The organism is Nocardia sp. NPDC057353 (assembly GCF_042667085.1).
Lineage (GTDB): Bacteria > Actinomycetota > Actinomycetes > Mycobacteriales > Mycobacteriaceae > Nocardia.
Map to the genome: position 1 here is coordinate 13,967 of NZ_JBHVAK010000013.1, position 18,045 is coordinate 32,011.

The 18,045-nt window shown below is 71.4% G+C and carries 15 protein-coding genes; 11 read left to right on the top strand and 4 right to left on the bottom strand.

The genetic code is table 11. The features are described 5' to 3' along the window. Positions 1 to 28: 28 nt before the first annotated feature. The 7 genes from ACFUUZ_RS09195 to rraA are packed head-to-tail and all read left to right on the top strand — an operon-like array spanning position 29 to position 4,379. Positions 29 to 667 carry a DUF6474 family protein gene (locus ACFUUZ_RS09195; RefSeq protein WP_378694166.1) on the top strand — a complete coding sequence of 213 codons (639 nt, stop codon included), beginning with the start codon at positions 29 to 31 and terminating at the stop codon, positions 665 to 667. Between the two features lie 4 nt (positions 668 to 671). Beyond that, the gene (locus ACFUUZ_RS09200) at positions 672 to 1,220 is read left to right on the top strand and encodes a hypothetical protein (RefSeq protein ID WP_378694168.1); all 549 of its coding nucleotides are present in this window, start codon (positions 672 to 674) and stop codon (positions 1,218 to 1,220) included. Positions 1,221 to 1,263: 43 nt separating this feature from the next. Beyond that, positions 1,264 to 1,926 (top strand): YcnI family protein, encoded by a 663-nt coding sequence (locus tag ACFUUZ_RS09205; RefSeq protein WP_378694170.1) that lies wholly within the window; start codon positions 1,264 to 1,266, stop codon positions 1,924 to 1,926. 5 nt (positions 1,927 to 1,931) lie between these two features. Further along, positions 1,932 to 2,444: a copper resistance protein CopC gene (locus tag ACFUUZ_RS09210; RefSeq protein WP_378694313.1), complete on the top strand. Its 513-nt coding sequence runs from the start codon at positions 1,932 to 1,934 to the stop codon at positions 2,442 to 2,444. Further along, the gene (locus ACFUUZ_RS09215) at positions 2,441 to 3,358 is read left to right on the top strand and encodes a CopD family protein (protein WP_378694172.1); all 918 of its coding nucleotides are present in this window, start codon (positions 2,441 to 2,443) and stop codon (positions 3,356 to 3,358) included. Before ACFUUZ_RS09210 ends, ACFUUZ_RS09215 begins: the two co-directional genes overlap by 4 nt. A 28-nt stretch (positions 3,359 to 3,386) precedes the next feature. Beyond that, entirely contained in the window at positions 3,387 to 3,845 is a 459-nt protein-coding gene (locus ACFUUZ_RS09220; protein WP_378694174.1) for an SRPBCC family protein, read from the top strand. 39 nt (positions 3,846 to 3,884) lie between these two features. Beyond that, positions 3,885 to 4,379 (top strand): ribonuclease E activity regulator RraA, encoded by a 495-nt coding sequence (rraA, locus tag ACFUUZ_RS09225; protein WP_378694176.1) that lies wholly within the window; start codon positions 3,885 to 3,887, stop codon positions 4,377 to 4,379. Here the strand turns inward: rraA and ACFUUZ_RS09230 are convergent. Next, the gene (locus tag ACFUUZ_RS09230) at positions 4,376 to 4,597 is read right to left on the bottom strand and encodes an RNA-binding S4 domain-containing protein (protein WP_378694178.1); all 222 of its coding nucleotides are present in this window, start codon (positions 4,595 to 4,597) and stop codon (positions 4,376 to 4,378) included. The genes rraA and ACFUUZ_RS09230 overlap by 4 nt on opposite strands. Before the next feature lie 152 nt (positions 4,598 to 4,749). On the opposite strand from ACFUUZ_RS09230, the gene lysX reads away from it, so the two are divergent. The 4 genes from lysX (at position 4,750) to ACFUUZ_RS09250 (ending at position 9,746) form a co-directional block, all read left to right on the top strand. Then, a complete protein-coding gene (gene lysX / locus ACFUUZ_RS09235) occupies positions 4,750 to 8,073 on the top strand; it encodes a bifunctional lysylphosphatidylglycerol synthetase/lysine--tRNA ligase LysX (RefSeq protein ID WP_378694179.1) in 3,324 nt (1,107 codons plus the stop codon). Positions 8,074 to 8,181: 108 nt separating this feature from the next. Next, positions 8,182 to 8,739, top strand: coding sequence for a hypothetical protein (locus tag ACFUUZ_RS09240; RefSeq protein WP_378694181.1), 558 nt, complete (start codon positions 8,182 to 8,184; stop codon positions 8,737 to 8,739). Between the two features lie 157 nt (positions 8,740 to 8,896). Then, a complete protein-coding gene (locus ACFUUZ_RS09245; RefSeq protein WP_378694183.1) occupies positions 8,897 to 9,112 on the top strand; it encodes a hypothetical protein in 216 nt (71 codons plus the stop codon). Between the two features lie 19 nt (positions 9,113 to 9,131). After that, complete coding sequence (locus tag ACFUUZ_RS09250; RefSeq protein ID WP_378694185.1) at positions 9,132 to 9,746, top strand: histidine phosphatase family protein; 615 nt, start codon at positions 9,132 to 9,134, stop codon at positions 9,744 to 9,746. Positions 9,747 to 9,842: 96 nt separating this feature from the next. On the opposite strand, the gene ACFUUZ_RS09255 is transcribed toward ACFUUZ_RS09250, so the two are convergent. From ACFUUZ_RS09255 to gltB, 3 genes are all read right to left on the bottom strand, one after another. Further along, positions 9,843 to 10,745, bottom strand: a complete 903-nt coding sequence (locus ACFUUZ_RS09255) for a cutinase family protein (RefSeq protein WP_378694187.1) — start codon at positions 10,743 to 10,745, stop codon at positions 9,843 to 9,845. Between the two features lie 944 nt (positions 10,746 to 11,689). Next, positions 11,690 to 13,159, bottom strand: coding sequence for a glutamate synthase subunit beta (locus ACFUUZ_RS09260; protein ID WP_378694189.1), 1,470 nt, complete (start codon positions 13,157 to 13,159; stop codon positions 11,690 to 11,692). Then, positions 13,152 to 17,804 carry a glutamate synthase large subunit gene (gene gltB / locus ACFUUZ_RS09265; protein ID WP_378694191.1) on the bottom strand — a complete coding sequence of 1,551 codons (4,653 nt, stop codon included), beginning with the start codon at positions 17,802 to 17,804 and terminating at the stop codon, positions 13,152 to 13,154. The genes ACFUUZ_RS09260 and gltB overlap by 8 nt, the downstream gene beginning before the upstream one ends. Between the last annotated feature and the right edge of the window lie 241 nt (positions 17,805 to 18,045).

Consider the following 18,045-nt stretch of genomic DNA (forward strand, 5'->3'; position numbering starts at 1 on the left):
GTGACCATGGCATGACGGAGGGCCTTCGATGGGGTTGTTCACCAAGCGCAAGCGGCGCCCGAGCCGGCGGGCCGAGGCCAAGGCCCTCAAGCACAAGGCGGGGCTGGAAGCCAAGCTGGTGGCCAAGAACGACCGGAAGTCACGGCGGGCCGAGGCGCGCACCCAGCGCAAGGTCGCCAAGGCGCAGATCGCCGCCTACCAGGCCGAGGAGAAGGCCGCCGTCAAGCTGGCCGCCAAGGCCGAGCGCGATCCGTTCAGCCCCGGCCAGGTGAAGAAGTACCTCGGCGTCGCGCGGATCCTGGTGCCGGTGCTGGCCCCGCTGGCCTACCGGGGCGCCACCTACCTGCGCGGGCAGCTCGACGTGCGGCGCGCGCAGCAGCTCGGCATCGGCATCGACCAGCTCGGTGACTACGCGGGCCACGGCGGCAGGCTGCAGGCGCGGATCGCGAATACCGAAGCGGCGCTGGCGAAGGTGAGCGGCGAGGGGAAGGCGGACGACACCCGTGCCTTCGTCGGCACCACGAAGGAGCGGCTGGAGAGCCTGAGCGCCGCCGTCCGCACCGCCGACCAGATGCCCGCCGCGCGCCGCCGCGCGGTGCACACCGCCGTCGCCAGCGAGCTCGAAGGGCTCGAGGCCGACGTGCTCGCGCGCCTCGGCGTGCGCTGACGCCGTGCCCGCCGCCCCCGATCCCGCCTGCCTCCGTGGGCCGGTGGTCGGGGCGCTGGTGGGCGCGCTCGCCGTAGCCGCGCACGGCGCCGCGGGCGGCGGTTTCCCCGGCGGGGCGGATTTGGCGCTGCTGCAGGCGGTTTCGGTGCTGACCGGGGCCGTCGCGGTGCTCGTCCGGCGGCGCGGGCGGTTCGCCGACGCGGCCGGGTTGCTCGCGGTGCTCGCGGGCGGTCAGTACACGGCGCACCTGCTGCTGGCGTCCCACCTGGGTGCGTCGGGCGCGGGCAGCGCTGCGAGCGGCCACCTCGGCGCCGTCTCCAGTTCGGCCGCGATGGTCGTCGCGCACGCGGTGGCGACGCTGCTGGTCGCGCTGGCGCTTCCGGCGGCGGAGCGGTTCGCGGCGCTCGCCGCCACCACGCTGCGGGTCATGCTCGGCCCGCCGCGCGCGCGGCCCGCGCTCGCCTCCGTAGCCGGTTTCCCCGGCACTCCCCTGCTCCGCGCGGCCGGACCGCTCGGTGCGATCGGTCCGCGGGCTCCGCCGGTCGGGTGCTGAGCACCGAACCACCGACCCTCGCACCGACCGAAAGCGAACCCCCATGCACTCCGCACTCACCCGTGCCTCCATCACGGCCGCAACGGCCGCCGGCCTGGTCCTGGCCGCCTGCGGCAGCGCCGCCGCGCACGTCACCGTCGACGCCCCGAGCGCCGCCCAGGGCGGCTACTCCGTCGCCACCTTCCGGGTGCCGACCGAGTCCGAGACCGCGAGCACCACCGCGCTCACCGTCACCATCCCGAACGTGCGCAGCGTGCGCACCGAGCCACTGCCCGGCTGGACCGCCAAGCTGGACAAGAACCAGGCGGGCGAGGTCACCGCCGTCACCTGGACCGCCGACCCGGGCAACCCCGGCGTCGCCCCCGGCCAGTTCCAGCGCTTCGTCGTCTCCATCGGCCCGCTGCCGAAGGAGCACGAGGTGAGCTTCCCGGCGGCACAGAGCTACAGCGACGGCAGCGTGGTCCGCTGGGACCAGCCCGCCGCGGCGGACGGCTCCGAGCCGGAGCGCCCCGCCCCCAGCCTGCACCTCGCCGAGGCATCCGCCGACGGCCACTCGCACGGCGGCCACGGCACCGACACCGAGGCGGCCGCCGCCGACGAGGGCACCGACGAGACCGCCCGCTGGCTCGGCGGCATCGGCCTCGCGCTCGGCCTCTTCGCGGTGGCGCTCGGCCTCGGCTCCGTCATCCGCGGGCGCCGGTCGTGAGGCCGCTGCGCGCGCTCGCGCTCGCCGCGCTGACCGGGCTGCTTGTCACCATCGGCGCGGGCACCGCCGCGGCGCACTCCGTCGCGGTGGACAGCGTCCCCGCCGACGGTTCGTCGGTCGAGGTCGGCCCGGAGCGGGTCAGCGTGACCTTCAACGAGCCGCTGCAGCCGAGCTTCCCCGCGCTCACCGTCGTCGGCCCGGACAACCACTTCTGGCAGCAGGGCGACCCGGTGGTCGAGGGCGCGACGGTGAGCGTCCCGGTCGGCGAGCTCGGCCCGACGGGGACCTACACCGTCGCCTTCCGGGTCACCTCCGCGGACGGCCACGCCGTGAACGGCAAGCGCACCTTCACCCTGACCAAGGCGGGCGGCGGCACGCCGGGCGCCGAGGTCTCCGCGGCCGACGAGGGGTCCGGCGGCATCCCGGTCTGGATCTTCGTCGCGGCGGGCGTGGTGATCTTCGCGGGTGGCCTCGCGGTCGCGCTGGCAGGCGGCAGGGGCCGAGGAAAGCGCGCGTGACACCGCCCGCCACCCCGCGGCGCCGCGGCCTGTGGCTGCTGCCGGTGGCCGGGCTGCTCGGGGTCGGGGTGGCGTGGCTGCTGAGCCGCGGCACCCCGGCCGAGGCCCCGATCCGGATGCTCGCCGACGGGCTCGGCGCCACCGTGCTCGGGCTGGCGGCGCTGCCGCGGATCAACGAGCGGCTGCGCCCGCCGTGGCGGCTGCTCGCCGCCGTGGCGGGCGGCTGGTGCGCGGCCGAGTTCGCGCTGCTGGTGTTCGAGGCGGCCGAGGTGGTCGACGTGCCGGTCGGCGCGCTCGGCCTCGACGCCTTCGGCGACTTCGTCAGCGACACCAGCGGCGGCCAGGTCGGGGTGGCGGTGCTGGCGGCCACCGCGCTGATCGCCTGCTACGGCGCGGTCGCCTTCCGCTCCGGGGGCGGCTCGCCGGACCTGGTGCTGGTCTTCGCCGCGGTGGCGCTGGCGCTGCGCCCGATCACCGGGCACATGTCGCAGCAGGCCTTCGGCTCGGTGCTGGCCGCCGCGCACGCGCTGGCCGCCGGGCTCTGGTTCGGGCTGCTCGTCGCGTTGGCGTTGGTGCTGCGCGGCCGCGGCGAGTGGGCGGCGGCACTGCCCCGCTACTCCGCGCTGGCCGGGCCGCTGATCGCGGTGGTCGCGCTGACCGGGGTGCTGAACGGGCTGATCCGGCTCGGCGGGATCGGCGGCCTGGTCGACACCGGGTACGGCCGGATCATGCTGGCCAAGACGGCGGTGCTGCTGGCGCTGGCCGGGCTCGGCTGGTGGTGGCGGCGCAGCTGGGTGCCGCGCGCCGCCGACCACCGGGTGCCCGCCGCGGACTCGCTGCGCCGAGCGCTGACCGAGACGCTGGTCATGGCGCTCGCCTTCGGCCTCGCCGCGACGCTCGGCGTCACGGCGTGACCGGCATCGGGCGATTACAGTGGCCGGCGTGACCGTGGTAACGATCGTCGAGGACTGCGTGGCATCGGCCGAATCCGCCTTCGCGTACGTGAACGACTACCGGAATCTGCCGAAGTTCCTGCACGGCCTGCAGTCGTTCACCCCGGTCGGCGCGCGGGACGAGGGGCTCGGCGCGGTGTTCGACGGGAAGATCAAGCTCGGCCCGGCCACGCTGACCTCCCGGATCGAGATCACCGGGTGGACCGAGAACGCCCTCATCGAGGTGACCTCGATCAAGGGCTTCGAGATCACCTCCACCTTCGTCTTCCACCCCAAGGCCCCCGCGCTCTGCACGATCGACGCCATCGTCGACTACCGGGTGCCCGGCGGGCTCGCGGGCAAGGCGCTCGGCCGCACCATCGAGCCCTTCGTCAAGCTCGCGGTGAAGCACACCGCCGACAACCTGGTCGCGCAGATCGCGGCGTTCCACCTGACTCGCGAGCCGTGAGGTGCCGGTCACACGGGGTGACCGGGCACAATCTCCGACGTGACCGATACTTCGAACGTCGATTCCGTGGCGACCGCCGACCTGGCCGACGAGATCGGCCCCGAGATCCGCAGCTGCGACACCCAGTTCACGCAGTTCGGCGGCCGGGCCGCGTTCTCCGGCCGGATCACCACCATCCGCTGCTTCCAGGACAACCTGCTGGTCAAGCAGACCCTGAGCGAGCCGGGCGCGGGCAAGGTGCTGGTGGTCGACGGCGGCGCGAGCGTGCACACCGCCCTGGTCGGCGACATCATCGCCGGGCGTGGCGTCGAGAACGGCTGGGCCGGGGTGATCGTGAACGGCGCGGTGCGCGACTCCGCGATCCTGCGCACCCTCGACATCGGCGTCAAGGCGCTCGGCACCAACCCGCGCAAGAGCACCCAGACCGGGTCCGGCGAGCAGGACGTGCCGGTCGAGTTCGGCGGCGTCACCTTCGTGCCCGGCGAGATGCTGTACAGCGACCACGACGGCATCGTGGTGCGCGCCGAGGACTAGCGGCCGGTCACCCTGGCCTGGCGCCCCGCGAGCGCCACCGTGTCCCCGACCTGGAGCTGCCTGCCGCGGCGGGTCTCCACCTCGTCGTTGACCCGGACCAGCCCCGCCGCGATCACCGTCTTGGCCTCCGCGCCGGACTCGATGAGGTCGGCGAGCTTGAGGAACTGGCCGAGTTTGATGGCCTCGTCCTGAATCGGGACGTCGACTGTATCCGCCATGCTCCTATGCATACTCCCCCGTCGTACCCGGTCCGGCACCGGGCCGGGCCGCGGTGCGCAGCGTTCCGATTCAGTTACCATCCGGCGAACGGTCAGACACGCGGCGGGCGAAAGGCGCGGCATTCCGCCCGATCGGCACGCACACTGGTTCGGTGACTTCCACGCAGGCCGCTCCGCCGGTCGAGACCGAGCTACCACCGGATCGGCCGACGCCGCCCGTCCCGCACCGCGCCCGCGGCCGGTTGCGCGAGGTTCCGCACATCGCCGCCACCGTGCTCGGCGTCTTCTCGGTGCTGGTCTTCCTGTGGAGCCTCTCGGCCACCCTGCGCTGGATCACCGCGGCCCCGCGCCGGTACATCGACGACTACTACTTCGACGCCCCGGACACCAACCTCATGTGGGCGCTGCTGGTCGCGCTGCTCGCGGGCGCGCTGGCCAGCCGCAAACGCATAGCCTGGTGGTTGCTGGTCGGCTACCTGACGCTGTACACGGTGATCAACATCGTCACCTTCACCACGCAGGGCGACGTGAACGCGCTGGTCGCCATGGTGGTGCACCTCGCGGTGATCGGGGTGCTGATCGCCGCGTACGGCGAGTTCTACACCAAGGTCAGGCGCGGTGCGGGGTGGAAGGCGCTCGGCGTCCTGCTCGGTGGGCTGGCGCTGGGGTTCCTGGTCGGCTGGGGGCTGCTCGAGCTCTTCCCCGGTTCGCTGCCGAGTGGCTGGCAGCGCCCCGCCTGGTCGCTGTACCGGGTGACGGCGGCGGTGCTCGCCGACAACGAGCACTTCGACGGGCACCCGCACCCGTTCGTGAACTTCCTGCTCGGGCTCTTCGGCGCGCTCGCGCTGCTCGCTGCGGTGCTGGTGCTGCTGCGCTCGCAGCGCGCCGCCAACGCCATGACCGGGGTGGACGAGTCGGCCATCCGCGGCCTGCTCGCGCACTCCGACGTGGAGGACTCGCTCGGCTACTTCGCCACCCGGCGGGACAAGGCCGTCGTCTTCGCGCCGAACGGCAAGGCCGCCATCACCTACCGCGTCGAGCTCGGCACCTGCCTGGCCAGCGGTGACCCCATCGGCAGGCGGGAGTCCTGGCCGCAGGCGATCGACGAGTGGCTGCGGCTGGCCGACCGCTTCGGCTGGGCGCCCGCGGTGATGGGCGCCAGCGAACCCGGCGCCACCGCGTACCGCAGGGCCGGGCTGGCCGCGCTGCGCCTCGGCGACGAGGCGATCCTGGACACCCGCTCCTTCTCGCTGGCCGGGCCGGAGCTCAAGCAGGTGCGCCAGGCCGCCAACCGGCTGCGCAAGCAGGGCGTCACGGTGCGCATCCGGCGGCACGGCGACATCCCGGAGCAGGACTTCCAGAGCATCACCGCGCGCGCCGACGCCTGGCGGGACACCGCCGAGGAGCGCGGCTTCTCCATGGCGCTCGGCAGGCTCGGCGACCCGCAGGACGCCGACTGCCTGCTGGTCGAGGCGGTCAACCCGCAGGAGCGGGTGCTCGGCATGCTGTCGCTGGTGCCGTGGGGCCGCACCGGCGTCTCACTGGAGCTCATGCGCCGCGACCCCGGCGCGCCGAACGGCGTGATGGAGCTGATGATCTCGCAGCTCGCGCTGAACTCCGAGCAGTACGGCGTCACCAGGGTCTCGCTGAACTTCGCGGTGTTCCGCTCGGTCTTCGAGGAGGGCGGCCGGATCGGCGCGGGGCCGGTGCTGCGGCTGTGGCGCGGCGTGCTGCTCTTCTTCTCCCGCTGGTGGCAGCTGGAGGCGCTGTACCGCTCGAACGTGAAGTACCAGCCCGACTGGGTGCCGCGGTTCTTCCTGTTCGAGGAGCGCAGGCAGCTGCCGCGGGTGGCGATGGCGAGCGCGCTCGCCGAGGGCTTCCTGCCGCGCTTCGGCCCGGAGACCGACACCACCGTGCACACCGGGCTGCACAGCGCCGTACCCGCGGGGATCACCGGGCTGCACGCCGACGGCAGCGCGCCGGACTGGCCGGACGACGAGGACCCCGAGGTCCGCGCGCGGCGCCCGGAGCAGGTCCGGGTGCGGATGGCGAAGCTACGCAAGCTCACCGAGCACGGCGTCGAGGCGTACCCGGTGGCCTACCCGCCGACGCACACCATCGCGGCGGCGCGGCGCACCCCGCGCGGCACGACGGTCCGGGTCTGCGGGCGGTTGCTGCGCATTCGCGACTACGGCGGCGTCATCTTCGCGCTGCTGCGCGACTGGTCCGGCGACATCCAGCTGCTCATCGACCGCGACCGGGTCGGGGCCGAGCGCAGCGCCGAGTTCACCGAGTACTTCGACCTCGGCGACCTGATCGAGGTGAGCGGCCAGCTCGGGCTCAGCAGGCGCGAGGAGCTCTCGCTGCTCGCCGCCGACTGGCGGATGCTGGGCAAGTGCCTGCACCCGCTGCCGGACAAGTGGAAGGGGCTCGCCGACCCCGAGTCCAAGGTGCGGCAGCGCTACGTGGACATGGCGATCAACGCCGACACCCGCGAGGTCATGGCCAAGCGCAGCGCGGTGCTGCACTCGCTCCGCGACTCGCTGCACGGCGCGGGCTTCCTCGAGGTGGAGACGCCGATCCTGCAGCAGGTGCACGGCGGCGCCAACGCCACCCCGTTCCGCACCCACATCAACGCCTACGACCTCGACCTCTACCTGCGCATCGCGCCCGAGCTGTACCTCAAGCGGCTCTGCGTGGGCGGCATGGAGAAGGTCTTCGAGCTGGGCCGGACCTTCCGCAACGAGGGCGTCGACTTCAGCCACAACCCGGAGTTCACCATCCTGGAGGCGTACGAGGCGCACAGCGACTACCAGCGCATGATGCACCTGTGCAGGCGGCTCATCCAGGAGGCCGCCGTCGCCGCGAACGGCGCCGAGGTGGCGCTGCGGCCGGTGGACGGCGGCGGGTACGAAGAGGTCGACATCTCCGGCGAGTGGACCGTGAAGACGGTGCACGGCGCGGTCTCCGAGGCGCTGGACACCGATGTCACGCCGGAGACCGGGGTGACCAGGCTGCGCGAGCTCTGCGACGCCGCCGACATCCCGTTCCAGCACAACTGGGACGCCGGGCAGATCGTGCTGGAGATGTACGAGCACCTGGTCGAGGCGCGCACCGAGCGGCCCACCTTCTACTGCGACTTCCCCACCTCGGTCTCCCCGCTGACCCGGTCGCACCGCAGCATCGCCGGGGTGGCCGAGCGCTGGGACCTGGTGGCGTGGGGCGTCGAGCTCGGGACCGCCTACAGCGAGCTCACCGACCCGGTGGACCAGCGGCAGCGGCTCACCGAGCAGTCGCTGCTCGCGGCCAACGGGGATCCGGAGGCGATGGAGTTGGACGAGGACTTCCTGCAGGCGCTGGAGCACGCCATGCCGCCGACCGGCGGGCTCGGGATGGGCGTCGACCGGATCGTCATGCTGATCACCGGGCGGAGTATCCGGGAGACGCTGCCCTTCCCGCTGGTCAAGCCGCGGTAGCCGCGTCCTGCCCCCCTTATTGAGGGGTGTCCCCTGCGAATCACCCTGTTAGGGTTCGACGTTCGGCGCCAGGGAGGACGCCGCCTACTTCTCGGAGGGAAATTCGTCGTGCCTGTCGGCCTGCTCGTCACATCGGGGCTGCTCGATCCTGTGTTGTCCGCCCAACCCGACCCGGCGCTGCTCGCCGACGCGCTCCAAGCGCGGCGGCGCGGGGGGAGCCGCGGGAGCGGGGGTGGTTCGATCGGGGCGTTCGTCGTCGGGCTGGTCTGCCTCGGGCTCGTCGCGGCGATCGTCATCGGATTGGTGATCAAGAGCCGGAAGTCGGGGTCCGGGAACGCGAACCCGCCGGGTCCCGGGTTCGGCCCGCCGCCGGGGTACGGGCCCGGCCCGCAGCCCGGGCCGGGGCAACCCGGTTACGGCGCAGCGTCCGGTTACGGCTCCGGACCGGGTGCGCAGCCCGGCGGCGCACAGCCGGGCTACGGCACCGGACCCGGCGTCCAACCTGTCTACGGCAGCCAACCGGGGTACGGCGCTCAGCCCGGCTACGGCCAGCCGAGCTACGGCCCAGCCCCCGGCTTCCAGCCGGGCTACGGCTCCCAGCCGGGCTACGGTGCGCCGGGCGCGCACGATCGTGGGCGCCCGGGCGGCCAGTGGCCCCCGCACTGAGCGGAGAGTTTCGCGCGGCGTGTAAACGCCGCGCGAAGTACCCGCGATCTTGATGCAGACCACCGGCACGGAACCGCCCCGCGCGCCCGAACCCGGCGGCTAGCCTGAGAATTCCGGCTCCGGGAGGAAGCCGAACCCGCCGACGAGGGGAAACACTATGTATCTCGACCTGCTCACCCAGGCCCCGCTGTTCGACCCGCACGTCTGGGCCAGCCCGGACGTCCTGACCACGGTCATCGACTACGAGGCCGCCAAGAAGAAGAAGTCCCGCGGCGGCAGCGGCCTGATCTTCGGCGGCATCTGCTGCCTGCTGATCGTGGTGGCGATCGTGGTCGGCATCTACCTGCTCACCAAGCGCAAGAAGCAGCAGTAGCGCCGGATACGGTGGACGGGTGCAGCTCATCTTCGTCCGCCATGCCCAGCCGGTCCGCATCGAGGGCTCCCACGCCCCCGCCGACCCGGAGCTGGCCCCGCTCGGGGTCGACCAGGCGGCGCGGGTGCCGGAGGCGCTGCGGCACCACCGCCGGATCACCCGGATCGTGAGCAGCCCGCAGCGGCGCGCCCTGGAGACGGCGGCGCCCGCCGCGGCCGCGCTCGGCCTGGCGGTCGAGGTCTGCGACGACCTCGCCGAGTACGACCGCGACCTGCCCGCCTACATCCCCATCGAGGACGCCAAGACCGAGTTCCGCGCCGCCTACGAGCGGATCAAGGCGGGCCACCTGCCGGAGCAGATCGACGGCCCCGCCTTCGCCGCCAGGGTCGCGGCGGTCGTCACCGACCTGGTGAAGGCCGCCGACCCGGCGGACACCGTGCTCGCCTTCGCCCACGGCGGCGTGGTGAACGTGACACTGCAGGACGTCCTCGGCCTGCCCCGCCCGCTCACCTTCCCGATCGACTACTGCTCGATCACCCGAATCCTGTACTCGCGCAGCGGCAGCCGCACCGTCGCCACGGTGAACGAGAACGCCCACGTCTGGGACCTGCTCCCGCGCAACCTGGAGTCCTGACCCCGCACAGCGCCCAGCGGCTCGGCGCGCTGAGCTGAGCACGACGAAGGCCACCGCCCGGCTGGGGCGGTGGCCTTCGTCGTACTCAGGGGACCGTCAGGCCATGCCCGCGATCCAGTCGTGCATCCAGCGGACGGCGCTCTTGCCGTTCTCGACTCGGTAGCTGCCGTAGAGGGTGTGCGCCTGCGAGCTGTAGAACCGCTCCAGGTCCTTCACCCGCTGCTCGTTGGCGGACTCGGTGAGCTGGCCCTGCAGCGTCGGCACGCCGCCGTGCGCCATCAGGTCATTGATGATCGAGCCCGCTTCCTGCTGGTAGCGGCCCAGGTTGGCGACGTTGGCCTCGGAGCTCATGGCGAGGAAGCCCGCGAAGCGGGTGATGAAGTCGTCGGTCGCGGTGGCGCAGTACAGGTCGTCCACCGCGCAGATGGTGCGGGTGCGGTCGCTGACCCAGCCGAAGCCGCCGACCCGGGGGCCACCGGCGCCCGCGCCGCCCGCGACCGGGCCGACCTGGATATCGGTCGGGGAGCGCCGCGGGTCGGAGATCAGCCCGACGCCCGCGATCCGCTCCGGCGGCACGACGCCGAGCCCGGTGCCGATATCGGCCGCGAGGTCACCGGCGGCGTCCGCGCCCTGGCTGTAGCCGACCAGCGCGATCTGGGTGGCCCCGCAGGCCCGCGCCATGTCGCCGATCAGCCCGCGGGCGGCGTTCACGGCCTCCTTCTTGGAGTTGCCGTACACCTCGCCCTCCCACGGGAACGCGGTGGCGGAGTAGGTGACGTAGTCGACCTTCGCCGAGCGCGGCAGGTTGTTCGTGACCCCGGCCAGCATCCCCGGCCCCGGCTCCTTGTCCCGCCCCGTCTCCCAGGTGCCAGGGATCGCGACCACGTACAGGCTCGGGCAGCCGGGCGCCGCCGCGGCGGCACCGGTCCCGCCGAGCACCATGCCGGACACGAGTGCCGCGGACGCGCCGAGAGCCGCGACGACCTTCTTCAACTGCATTCCGCTCCAGTCCTGAACAGTTGCCCCCGCAGGGACAGCGCCCGACAAGTTGCCGCCTCGATGCTGACCTCGACGCGTTTCACGCTTGTGCACGGCGGGTGAACACTGTCACCCCGCGGCCGTCGCCACCGGACCCCATCCCAAGATCACCGGCACACCGCCGACCACAATAGAGGCCCCGCCGAGACCACGCCATTCGAACCCCCCGACTTGTCCGATTACCTCGATAGCCCCGAAAACCGCTGGTTCGGCGATTGCGGGGCCGCCTCTTTCAGCACGTCACACCGGAACAGCGCGTTCAGCGAACGACGAAGTCGACCGCGGTTTCGACGTTGCCGGGCTGCATCCCCGTATTGGTCAGCGCCTTGAAGTCACAGCGGCTACGCAGCTTGTATTTCTTGCCACGCTGCACCTTGACGCTGGAGTGCAGAAGGTAGTCGCGACACGCTATTGGCGTACTCCCGGTAGGGCTGGCCGGCGGTGAACTCCATCGACACCGGGTTCGGCGCAGCGGAAGCGGGACCGGTTGACGAGCCGACGGCGGCCAGCAGACAGGCGGCGATAGCCACGAGATATTTCATTGTTCCCCCCGATATTCACGGCTCTACTCGAGCCACCTCACATTGATAGCTCGCAAACTGTGCGAATCCTGCTGAGCTACGGTGTATTCGACGTTCACCCGATCACCGATCTCGATATCGTCGAAGTTCCGCCCACGCAGCGAGTTGACCGCGAACCAGACCTGATCCCCAGCGTCGGTCAACACGATTCCGGTGGCACGCTTCCTGTTCCAACGCCAGATCTCCCCGTCGGCGACGGAACCCCCCTCAGGATGCACGTCCCCACATTAGCATCGACCCGTTCGACTCCAGAAACGCGAAAGGCGCCTGTGGACTCCGTTGTCCACAGGCGCCCGCCTTCCCCCTGCCGGGGAAATCCTCAGGTCAGCGCTGGGCGACCATGGTGGGGGTGATGGGCGCGGGCAGCGCGGTCTCGCCCTCCAGGTAGCGGTCGACGGCGGCGGCGGCCGCGCGGCCCTCGGCGATGGCCCAGACGATGAGCGACTGGCCGCGGCCCATGTCACCGGCGACGAAGACGCCGGGGACATTGGTGGCCCAGCTCTTGTCGCGCTGGACGTTGCCGCGCTGGTCGTAGCCGACGCCGAGGTCGGTGAGGAGCCCGCCCTTGTCCGGGCCGACGAAGCCCATGGCGAGCAGCACCAGGTCGGCCTCCAGGGTGAACTCGGTGCCGTCGACCTTCTCGAAGCGGCCGTTGACCATCGTCACCTCGTGCGCCTGCAGCCCGGTGACGTTGCCGTCGCTGCCGACGAAGCGCTCGGTGTTGACCGAGAAGACGCGCTCGCCGCCCTCCTCGTGCGCCGAGGAGACCCGGTACATGAGCGGGTAGGTCGGCCACGGGGTGGAGCCTGCGCGCTCCTCCGGGGGGCGCGGCATGATCTCGAACTGGTGCACCGAGGTGGCGCCTTGGCGGTGCGAGGTGCCGAGGCAGTCGGCGCCGGTGTCGCCGCCGCCGATGATGACGACCTTCTTGTCCCTGGCGTTGATCGGCGGGAGGCCGCGCTCGTCGGTGACGTCGTCGCCGAGCTGCACCCGGTTGGCCCAGGGCAGGAACTCCATGGCCTGGTGGATGCCGTTCAGCTCGCGGCCGGGGATCGGCAGGTCGCGGGCGGTGGTGGCGCCGCCTGCCAGCACCACCGCGTCGTACTGCTCGCGCAGCTCGTCGGCGGTGATGTCGACGCCGACGTTCACGCCCGCCCGGAAGATGGTGCCCTCGGCCTCCATCTGCGCCATTCTGCGGTCGATGAAGCGCTTCTCCATCTTGAATTCCGGGATGCCGTAGCGGAGCAGCCCGCCGATCCGGTCGGCGCGCTCGAAGACCGTGACGGTGTGGCCCGCGCGGGTCAGCTGCTGCGCGGCGGCCATGCCCGCCGGGCCGGAGCCGACGACGGCGATCTTCTTGCCGGTGAGCCGGGTCGGGTAGACCGGGGCGACCCAGCCCTCGTCGAAGGCGTTCTCGATGATCTCGACCTCGACCTGCTTGATCGTGACCGGGTCCTGGTTGATCCCGAGCACGCAGGAGGCCTCGCACGGCGCCGGGCACAGCCGCCCGGTGAACTCCGGGAAGTTGTTGGTGGCGTGCAGCCGGTCGATGGCGTCGCGCCAGTTGTCCCGGTAGACCAGGTCGTTCCAGTCCGGGATCAGGTTGCCCAGCGGACAGCCGTTGTGACAGAACGGGATACCGCAGTCCATACAGCGGCTGGCCTGGGTGCGGAGGGTGTCGTGGGAGAACTTCTCCTCGTACACCTCCTTCCAGTCCATGAGCCGGAGCGGGACCGGGCGCCGCTTGGGCAGCTCCCGGTGGGTGTGCTTCAGAAAACCCTGGGGGTCAGCCACGAGCGGCCTCCATAATCGCAGCGTCGACGTCCCGGCCGGCCTTCTCGGCCTCGGAGATCGCCAACAGGACCTTCTTGTATTCGCGCGGCATGACCTTCACGAAGTGGTTCACCTGCTGCGACCAATCGCCGAGGATGCGATCGGCCACCGCGGAACCGGTCTGCTCGCGGTGTTCGGTGATGGCATCGCGCAGCCAGGTGAAGTCGTCACCGGAGAGCTGCTCCAGCGCCTCGCTCTGCTCCGGGTTCACCTTCGCGGCGAAGGTGCCCTCCGGGTCGTAGACGAAGGCGACGCCGCCGGACATCCCGGCACCGAAGTTGCGCCCGGTCTCGCCGAGGATCACCACCCGGCCGCCGGTCATGTACTCGCAGGCGTGGTCACCGACGCCCTCGACCACGGCGATCGCGCCCGAGTTGCGCACGGCGAAGCGCTCGCCGACCACGCCGTTGATGAACGCCTTGCCGTTGGTCGCGCCGAACAGGATCACGTTGCCCGCGATGATGTTCTCGGCGGCCACGAAGTCGGCCGGTGCGTTCGGCGACGGCCGGACCACCAGGTGCCCGCCGGAGAGCCCCTTGCCGACGTAGTCGTTGGCATCGCCCTGCACCCGCAGCGTGATGCCGGCGGGCACGAAGGCGCCGAAGCTGTTGCCCGCGGAGCCGGTGAAGGTGATGTCGATGGTGTCGTCGGGGAGCCCGGCGCCGCCGTAGAGCTTGGTCACCTCGTGGCCGAGCATGGTGCCGACGGTGCGGTTCACGTTGGAGATCTTGGTCTCGAACTTCACCGCCTTGCCGCGTTCAAGCGCGTCCCGGCTCTGCGTGATGAGCTGCTGGTCCAGCGCCTTGTCCAGGCCGTGGTCCTGGGTCTTGGTGCAGCGGCGGTCCTGGTACATGAACGCCGTCTCGACGTCGTCCAGGATCGGCGAGAGGTCGAGCTTGCTCGCCTTCCAGTGCTGCTTGGCCTTGCTGGTGTCGAGCAGGTCGACCCGGCCGATCGCCTCGTCCAGGGTGCGGAAGCCGAGCGAGGCCAGCAGTTCGCGCACCTCCTCGGCGATGTAGAGGAAGAAGTTCTCCACGAACTCCGGCTTGCCGGTGAAGCGCTCGCGCAACACCGGGTTCTGCGTGGCGACGCCGACCGGGCAGGTGTCCAGGTGGCAGACGCGCATCATGATGCAGCCGGAGACCACCAGCGGCGCGGTGGCGAAGCCGTACTCCTCGGCGCCGAGCAGCGCGGCGATCATGACGTCGCGGCCGGTCTTCATCTGGCCGTCGACCTGGACGACGATCCGGTCGCGCAACCCGTTGAGCAGCAGCGTCTGCTGCGTCTCGGCCAGGCCGAGCTCCCACGGGCCGCCCGCGTGCTTGAGCGAGGTGAGCGGCGAGGCACCGGTGCCGCCGTCGTGCCCGGAGATCAGCACCACGTCGGCGTGCGCCTTCGAGACGCCGGCGGCGACGGTGCCGACGCCCGGCTCCGCGACAAGTTTCACGTGAATCCGAGCCTGCGGGTTCGCGTTCTTCAGGTCGTGGATCAGCTGCGCCAGATCCTCGATGGAGTAGATGTCGTGGTGCGGCGGCGGCGAGATCAGTCCGACGCCCGGCGTGGAGTGCCGCACCTCGGCGACCCACGGGTACACCTTGTGCGCGGGCAGCTGGCCGCCCTCGCCCGGCTTGGCGCCCTGGGCCATCTTGATCTGGATGTCGCTGCAGTTGGTCAGGTAGTGCGCGGTCACGCCGAAGCGGCCGGAGGCCACCTGCTTGATCGCGCTGCGCCGCCAGTCGCCGTTCTCCTCGACCTCGAAGCGGGCCGGGTGCTCGCCGCCCTCGCCGGAGTTGGAGCGGCCGCCGAGCCGGTTCATGGCGATGGCCAGCGTCTCGTGCGCCTCGGCGGAGATGGAGCCGTAGCTCATCGCGCCGGTGGAGAAGCGCTTGACGATCGCGGTGGCGGGCTCGACCTCCTCGATCGGGATCGGCGAGCGCGCGCCGTTGCGGAACTGGAACAGCCCGCGCAGCGAGGCCAGCCGCTCGGACTGGTCGTCCACCAGCTTGGTGTACTCCTTGAAGACCGAGTACTGCCCGCTGCGGGTGGCGTGCTGCAGCTTGAAGACGGTGTCCGGGTTGAACAGGTGGTACTCGCCCTCGCGGCGCCACTGGTACTCGCCGCCGACCTCGAGCTCGCGGTGCGCGCGCTCGTTGCGGTTCTCCAGGAAGGCGACGCCGTGCCGCGCCGCGACGTCGGCGGCGATCTCGTCCAGCCCGATGCCGTCCAGGTGCGAGCGCAGCCCGGTGAAGAACTCGTCCACCAGGTCCTGCGCCAGCCCGATGACCTGGAAGAGCTGGGCGCCGTTGTACGAGGCGAGGGTGGAGATGCCCATCTTGGACATCACCTTGAGCACGCCCTTGCCCGCGCCCTTGATGTAGTTGGCGACGGCCTTGCGGTAGTCGACCTGCAGGTCGCCGGTGCTGCCGGGCATGGTGAGCGCGCCGCGCTCCAGCATGTCCTCCAGCGACTCGAAGGCCATGTAGGGGTTGACCGCGCCCGCGCCGAAGCCGACCAGGGTGGCCATGTGGTGCACCTCGCGGGCGTCACCGGCCTCCACGATCAGCCCGACCATGGTGCGGGTGCGCTCGCGCACCAGGTGGTGGTGGACCGAGGCGGTGAGCAGCAGCGACGGGATCGGCGCCAGCTTCTCGTTGGACTCGCGGTCGGAGAGCACGATGATCCGCGCCCCACCCTCGATCGCCGCCGAGACCTGGGTGTTGATCGCCGCCATCGCCTCGCGCAGCCCCTTGCCGCCCTTGGCGACCGGGTACAGCCCGCGCACGACCACCGAGCGCAGCCCCGGCTGCGAGCCGTCGTCGTTGATGTGCACCAGCTTGGCGAGCTCGTCGTTGTCCAGGATCGGGCCCTCGATGGCGATCTGCCTGCACGACTCCGGGCTGGGGTGCAGCAGGTCGCCCTCGGGGCCGAGGTTGCGCTTCAGGCTGGTCACGACCTCTTCCCGGATCGCGTCCAGCGGCGGGTTGGTGACCTGCGCGAAGATCTGCGAGAAGTAGTCGAAGAGCAGCCGCGGCCGCGCGGAGAGCACCGCGATCGGGGTGTCGGTGCCCATCGAGCCGAGAGCCTCGCCGCCGGTCTTCGCCATCGGCGAGAGCAGCAGGTTCAGCTCCTCGGTGGTGTAGCCGAAGATCTGCTGCCGGATCAGCACGCGGTCGTGCGACATGTGCACGTGCGGGCGGTCGGGCAGGTCGGAGAGCTTCTTGACGCCCGCGTCGAGCCACTCCTGGTACGGGTGCTCGGCGGCCAGCTCGGCCTTGATCTCGTCGTCGCCGACGATCCGGCCCTGGGCGGTGTCGACCAGGAACATCCGGCCCGGCTGCAGCCTGACCTTCTTGACCACCTTGGCCGGGTCGATGTCGAGCACGCCGACCTCGGAGGCCATCACGACCAGGCCGTCCTCGGTGACCCAGATCCGGCTCGGGCGCAGGCCGTTGCGGTCGAGCACCGCGCCGACGACCGCGCCGTCGGTGAAGCAGACCGAGGCCGGGCCGTCCCACGGCTCCATCAGCATGGAGTGGTACTGGTAGAACGCCCGGTTCGCCGGGTCCATGTTCTCGTTGCGTTCCCAGGCCTCGGGAATCATCATCAGCACGGCGTGCGGCAGCCCGCGGCCGCCGAGGTGCAGCAGCTCGAGCACCTCGTCGAAGCGGGCGGTGTCGCTGGCGCCGGGCGTACAGACCGGGAAGATCTTCTCCAGCCGGTTCTTGCCCGCGGAGTCGATGCCGAAGACCTCGCTGCGCAGCAGCGCCTCGCGCGCGCGCATCCAGTTCTCGTTGCCGGTGACGGTGTTGATCTCACCGTTGTGCGCCACCCGGCGGAACGGGTGCGCCAGCGGCCAGGAGGGGAAGGTGTTGGTGGAGAAGCGGGAGTGCACGATGCCGAGCGCGCTCTCCACCCGGTCGTCCTGCAGGTCCAGGTAGAAGGCGCGCAGCTGCGGGGTGGTGAACATGCCCTTGTAGACGAAGGTCTGCCCGGACAGGCTCGGGAAGTAGACCGTCTCCCGGCCGGTGGCGCCCTCGCCTGCGCCCTGCTTGCCGAGCTCGTGCTCGACCCGCTTGCGCACGACGTAGGCGCGGCGCTCCAGGTCCATGCCGGTGAGCTGCTCGGCGCCGCCCTTCGGCGAGGCGATGAAGATCTGCCGGAAGGTCGGCATGGCGTCCCGGGAGAGCGCGCCGAGCGAGGTCTCGTCGATCGGCACGTCGCGCCAGGCGAGAACCTCGAGCCCCTCCTCCTTGACGATCTTCTCCACGCCGTAGGCGGCGCGCGCGGCCTCGCGGCGGGCCTGGGGCAGGAAGGCGATGCCGGAGGCGTAGGCGCCTTCGGGGGGCAACTCGACGCCGGCGACGGCCCGGAAGAAACGGTCGGGAAGCTGGATCAGGATGCCTGCGCCGTCGCCGGAGTTCGGCTCGGCGCCCGCGGCACCGCGGTGCTCCAGGTTCAACAGAGCCGTAATAGCCTTGTCGACGATGTCGCGGCTGCGGCGGCCGTGCATGTCGACGACGAACGCGACACCGCAGGCGTCGTGCTCGTTCGCCGGATCGTAGAGACCGATGGGTCCGGGTGACCGGTGGCCGGGAAGTTGCGTCATGCCTCTGCCTTCAGGAAGTAGGCGATCGAGGAGCGGGGCCATCGCAGTAGCGGCCTTCTCGTTCGAACGCCTGGTCAAGACTGCGTCCGTACGGTCCGAATCCAGCCGCGCTGATGGTCTCGGCGTGCAGTCACGTCTCCAGTTGTCCACCCGCAGGGTGTTGTGTGTGGGCTGCTCGGCGGCGGCGATGCGCTGGGGCGCTCGCTACCTCCGTGCGGGTGGCCGCCCGCTACCTGAGCAC

What these genes read in the sequence shown, in the direction of transcription:
- ACFUUZ_RS09195 (WP_378694166.1), top strand. Translation starts at nt 29, where the DNA reads ATGGGGTTGTTCACCAAGCGCAAGCGGCGCCCGAGCCGGCGGGCCGAG.
- ACFUUZ_RS09205 (WP_378694170.1), top strand. Translation starts at nt 1,264, where the DNA reads ATGCACTCCGCACTCACCCGTGCCTCCATCACGGCCGCAACGGCCGCC.
- ACFUUZ_RS09230 (WP_378694178.1), bottom strand. Translation starts at nt 4,597, where the DNA reads ATGGCGGATACAGTCGACGTCCCGATTCAGGACGAGGCCATCAAACTC.
- ACFUUZ_RS09245 (WP_378694183.1), top strand. Translation starts at nt 8,897, where the DNA reads ATGTATCTCGACCTGCTCACCCAGGCCCCGCTGTTCGACCCGCACGTC.
- ACFUUZ_RS09255 (WP_378694187.1), bottom strand. Translation starts at nt 10,745, where the DNA reads ATGCAGTTGAAGAAGGTCGTCGCGGCTCTCGGCGCGTCCGCGGCACTC.
- gltB (WP_378694191.1), bottom strand. Translation starts at nt 17,804, where the DNA reads ATGACGCAACTTCCCGGCCACCGGTCACCCGGACCCATCGGTCTCTAC.